The 4,798-nt window shown below is 65.3% G+C and carries 5 protein-coding genes; 4 read left to right on the top strand and 1 reads right to left on the bottom strand.

What is annotated here, in order from left to right:
* Nucleotides 1-63 precede the first annotated feature (63 nt).
* Nucleotides 64-321: a hypothetical protein gene (locus AC2FEE_RS25425; protein WP_496868196.1), complete on the bottom strand. Its 258-nt coding sequence runs from the start codon at nt 319-321 to the stop codon at nt 64-66.
* 22 nt (nt 322-343) lie between these two features.
* On the opposite strand from AC2FEE_RS25425, the gene AC2FEE_RS25420 reads away from it, so the two are divergent.
* The 4 genes from AC2FEE_RS25420 to AC2FEE_RS25405 all read left to right on the top strand — a co-directional run bounded on the left by AC2FEE_RS25420 (nt 344) and on the right by AC2FEE_RS25405 (nt 4,794).
* Nucleotides 344-631: a hypothetical protein gene (locus AC2FEE_RS25420; protein WP_496868195.1), complete on the top strand. Its 288-nt coding sequence runs from the start codon at nt 344-346 to the stop codon at nt 629-631.
* Between the two features lie 65 nt (nt 632-696).
* A complete protein-coding gene (locus AC2FEE_RS25415; RefSeq protein WP_496868194.1) occupies nt 697-2,739 on the top strand; it encodes a YjbH domain-containing protein in 2,043 nt (680 codons plus the stop codon).
* The gene (locus tag AC2FEE_RS25410) at nt 2,736-3,389 is read left to right on the top strand and encodes a YjbF family lipoprotein (RefSeq protein ID WP_496868193.1); all 654 of its coding nucleotides are present in this window, start codon (nt 2,736-2,738) and stop codon (nt 3,387-3,389) included. The genes AC2FEE_RS25415 and AC2FEE_RS25410 overlap by 4 nt, the downstream gene beginning before the upstream one ends.
* Before the next feature lie 25 nt (nt 3,390-3,414).
* Nucleotides 3,415-4,794 carry a polysaccharide biosynthesis/export family protein gene (locus tag AC2FEE_RS25405; protein WP_496868192.1) on the top strand — a complete coding sequence of 460 codons (1,380 nt, stop codon included), beginning with the start codon at nt 3,415-3,417 and terminating at the stop codon, nt 4,792-4,794.
* Nucleotides 4,795-4,798 lie beyond the last annotated feature (4 nt).

Here is a 4,798-nt window from a genome sequence, read left to right as displayed (position 1 = left end):
CCGATTTTATTGGAGGGGTTGGCGCGCCAGGCAAGCGCGCCGTTTTTGTGGGTTTTATGCGTATCAGTTTGTGCTGACGGTGCTTGTTGTGCTGTTTGTTGAGCCGCCGCCACCGCCGCCTGCTGCGGCGACGCCGATTGCGGCTGCGGCCACACCGAGGGCGGGTGCGACGAGCGGAACGAAGCCGGTTACGCCGCCTTCAGCGGCCGCGGCAGCGGCGCGCGCCGCATCAGTCTGGCCTGCATTCGCGGCGTCCGAGGCGTCCTGGGCATATGCACCGGTGGCCGAAAGCGCCACAATCAGGAGTGTTGTTCTAATCATCGTGAATCTCCTTAAACAAGTCTTGGACGAAGGCTATCACAACGGGCCGGACCTGAGAATGCCGCATCCGCAGAAAATGCACGAATTTGCCGGGAAAGTCCTGTTTTTCAGCGCCTTTCCGCGGCGCCCGCCCGGATCGCCGCCGCTGCCGGGCGTTTGCCGCACCGTGCTTAAAAACTATGCAGCCGCCCGGCTGGCTTGCAGTTCAGTCAAAAACCCGCTGGAAACCCCGCAGCAGCGAATTGACACAAGACGCCACAGGCAAAACCCGTTAATCAGACGCCAAAAAAAAAGTGATAACCTGACGTGAAGATTCGAGCGGTATCAGCAAGGCGGAAAGGCCTGGTGGCATTGGTGTGTGCGGTTGCGACCGGTATGGCGCAGGCGCAGTCTGTCTCGACCTATGGCACGCCCGGCCTGATCGAGATTCCGACCGCCGAGATGTTCGATGACGGTACGCTGGTCTTCACCGCCTCGGGGTTCAGAAAGACCGGGCGGGGCACGATGACCTTCCAGTTTCTGCCCTGGGTGCATGGCAGCTTCCGCTATGCGGTGCTTGATGGGTTCAACACCAACACCAATCCCCCCAGCACCTTCTACGACCGCAGCTTCGACGTCCATTTCCGGCTGCGCGAGGAAAGCAAGCACAGCCCGGCCATCGTGATGGGGCTGCGCGATTTCGGCGGCACCGGCATCTATGCCGCGGAGTATTTCGTGGCCACAAAAACCATTCAGGACCGGTTCAAGCTGACCGGCGGCATCGGCTGGGGGCGCATGGCCGGACGCGGCGCTTTCACGAACCCTCTGGGCATCTTCTCCGACAGCCTCAAAACCCGCCCGGCCCGGGAAGAGGGCGGCATCGGCAGCACCGGGCAGCTTGATGCCGGCAATTGGTTCCGTGGTGATGCGGCTTTTTTCGGCGGCGCCAGCTGGGCCTATAATGATCGCCTGACGCTGCTGGCGGAATACTCGCCGGACCTGTACACCGAAGAACGCGAACGCACCGGGTTCGAGGTCCGCTCGCCCATCAATGTCGGCGCCCAGTACCGGTTCAAAAACGGCACCCAGCTGACCGCCTCCTATCTCTATGGCACCACGCTGGGGCTGACTTTCAGCTATTTCGTCGATCCGCGCAAAGCGGTGACCCCCGGCGGGCAGGGCGCCGCACCGCCGCCGCTGCACCCCGCACCCCGGACCGCCGCCGCCCCGGATCGCGCCCCCGGCGACATCCGGGCGCAGCTGCAAGGCGCGCTGGAGCAGGAAGGGCTGCGGCTGGTCTACCTGTCGGACAGCGGCGACACCGTCCGGGTCGGGATCGAGAACAACCGTTATGGGCAGGCCGCCCAGGCGCTGGGGCGCACCGCCCGCGTGCTGGCCAACGAAGAACCGCCGCAGACCGAACATTTCGACATCGCGCTGATGTCGAACGGCGTGCCGCTCAGCGCAGTGCGGGTCAATCGCGACGACCTCTACGAGCTGGAGCACGATCCCGACAATGCCTGGCGCAGCTTTGCCCGCGCCGAGGTGTCCGACACGATCCCGCTGCTGCAGGGCGGCATCCTCAGCGATGCCTATCCGCATTTTTCCTACCGGTTCGGGCCCTATCTGAACTTCTCGTTCTTCGACCCCGACGACCCGCTGCGATACGAGCTGGGGGTCGCGCTGGGGCTGGATTACACCCTGGTACGCGGGTTCACCCTGTCGACCGAACTGCGCCAGCCGATCCTCAGCACGCTGGATGACAGCACCCGCGTCTCGGACTCGCCGCTGCCGCATGTGCGCTCGGATTGGGCGATCTATGCCCGCGAATCCAACCTGCGCGTCGAACACATGACCGCCGAGTACATGTGGCGGCCGGGCAAGAACCTCTATGCCCGCACCACGCTGGGGTATCTCGAGACCATGTTCGGCGGGTTCTCGTCCGAGCTGCTGTGGTACCCCACCAACAGCCGCCTGGCCCTCGGGGTCGAGGCCAATTACGTCGCCCAACGCGACTTCGACGTGCTGTTCGGCTTTCAGGACTACACTGTCGCCACCGGCCATGCCTCGGCCTATTACGACCTGCCCGGCGACTATCACGCGCAGGTCGATGTCGGGCGTTACCTGGCCGGCGACTATGGCGCCACCTTCACCCTGGATCGCGAGTTCAACAACGGCTTCAAGGTCGGGGCCTTCTTTACCCTGACCAATGTCAGCTCGGAAGAGTTCGGCGAAGGCTCGTTCGACAAGGGCATCCGGATCGAAATCCCCATCTCGTGGCTGACCGGGCGTCCGTCGCGCAACAAGATCGCCCAGACCATCCGCCCGGTCCTGCGGGACGGCGGCGCGCGGCTGAACGTGCGCAACCGGCTTTACGGCGTCACCCGCGAGGCCCGCGCCCAGGACCTGTCCCGCGGCTGGGGGAGGTTCTGGCGATGAAGGCCCTGCGACGCCCTGCCCCGTTGGCCCTGCTGGCCCTGTTGCTGATCTCCTGCGGCGAAGCGCAGGAGGATGTCGATCTGCTGAAAGGCGCGCTGCGTCCCAACGCGCCCCGGTTCCATCCGCGCGCCGAGGCGCTGGCCGCGCGCCGCCCGATCCCGCCCCGGCTCGAGGTCGGCTTTCCCGCCCGCGATCTGGCCGGTGTGATGCTATTGGAAACCGAGCGCGACGGGGTGCAGACCTGGCTGACCGCGGACGGCGCCACCATCACGCTGGAGCGGGGGATGCTGACCTCGGCCAAGGGCTTCGGCGGCGGGCTGGCCGGCTCGGATATCCGCCAGAGCGCCGCGCTGATCCTGAATGGAGGGGAAGGCCAGGTCGAACGCTTCCACAGCTTTCTCAACGGCAATGACGAGGTCGAGCTGCACGCCTATAAATGCCGGATCACCCCGCTGGGCGCGGACGCGGTCGTGCTGGGCGGCACCCCCGTCGCCACGCAAAAACAGCAGGAAGACTGCTATGGGCTGGCCGAACGCTTTACCAACATTTACTGGGTGCAGACCAGCACCGGCCGCATCGTCCAGTCCTCGCAATGGACCGGCGATTTCCTGGGCAACATGTTCATAAAACGGGTGCCCGATGATAGTTAAGATTTTGAACCGCGGAGGACAGCTCGTGCGTCATACTTCCCTTTTGCTCAGTGCACTGGCCCTGACCGGCCTGATCGCCGGATGCTCGACCATCTACCGCAGCCCCTCGGTGACCGCGGGCGTGTCGGATGCCGGCAAGGTCCGCGTGGTGCCGGTCACGCCCGAGACCGTGCTGGTCGCCAATCGCTCGCCCTATTCGCCCAAGACCCTGCCCTCGGTCTTCGCGCTGTCGGCCGGATCGGGTTCCTCCGCCAGCCTGCGCGGCACCGGCCCCCTGCCCGAGGCGCCCTCGACCCAGGACGGGTCGCGCGCCGGGCTGCAGCTGGACCCGCCGCCGCAGGTCAATCCCGGCCCCTATACCATCGGCATCGGCGACGTGCTGGTGCTGTCCACGCCGTCCACCCAGGGCACCGCCGGAGAGCTGTCGGGCCTGCTGGCGGCGCAGAACAGCCGCAACGGCTATACCGTGCAGGATGACGGCTCGATCAACATCCCCGATGTCGGCCGCGTCCGGCTGGTCGGCCTGACCGTGGACGAGGCCGAGGCGCTGCTGTTCCAGCGCCTGGTCGAGAACCAGATCGACCCCACCTTCAGCCTCGAGATTACCGAGTTCAATTCCCGCCGCGTCTCGGTCGGCGGCGCCGTCGGCCAGCCCGGCGTGCAACCCATCACCCTGACCCGGCTGACCCTGGGCGAGGCGATCTCGGCCGCCGGTTCCGTCTCGGTCAGCGATATCGACAACTCCTCGGTGCGCATCTACCGCGACGGCAATGTCTACCAGATCCCGCTGGAAGACCTCTATTCCCGCACCGAGCTGCAGAACCTCAACCTGATCGCCGATGACTCGGTCTTTGTCGATACCGACTATGATCTCGACCGCGCCGAGCGCTACTTCGCCCAGCAGATCGCCCTGCGCGAGACCGTGCTCGAAGGCCGCCAGACCGCGCTGCAGGAACTGAATGTCGCCGTCAACCTGCGCCGCGCCGACCTGGATGAGCGCCGCGACAACTTCGTCCAGTCCATCGAACTGGACGCGATCGACCGCGATTACGTCTACCTCAGCGGCGAGGTCCGCACCCAGGGCCGCTATGCCCTGCCCTTCAACCACTCGGCCACCCTGGCCGACGCGCTCTATGACACCGGCGGCGGGGTCGCCAAGGAAACCGGTGACGCCTCCGAGGTCTACGTCCTGCGCGCCGCCCAGGACCCCCGCGAGTTCGGCGCCGTCACCGCCTGGCACCTCGATACCACAAACGCCGCACACCTCACCCTCGCCGCACAGTTCGAACTGCGCTCAAACGACATCATCTTCATCGCAGAAAACCCCGTAACACGATGGGGAAGAACAATCTCTCAAATCACCCCCTCACTCATAACAACACCAATCAACGCCGCAGCAAATTAACGGC

The sequence above is a fragment of the Ruegeria sp. YTSC199 genome, assembly GCF_059609725.1.
Note: the sequence above shows the minus strand (reverse complement) of the source record. Positions and strands in the feature narration are given on the sequence as shown.

Bases quoted from the DNA above. Each gene is read 5' to 3' on its own strand.
- AC2FEE_RS25425 (WP_496868196.1), bottom strand. From the start codon at position 321: ATGATTAGAACAACACTCCTGATTGTGGCGCTTTCGGCCACCGGTGCA.
- AC2FEE_RS25415 (WP_496868194.1), top strand. From the start codon at position 697: ATGGCGCAGGCGCAGTCTGTCTCGACCTATGGCACGCCCGGCCTGATC.
- AC2FEE_RS25410 (WP_496868193.1), top strand. From the start codon at position 2,736: ATGAAGGCCCTGCGACGCCCTGCCCCGTTGGCCCTGCTGGCCCTGTTG.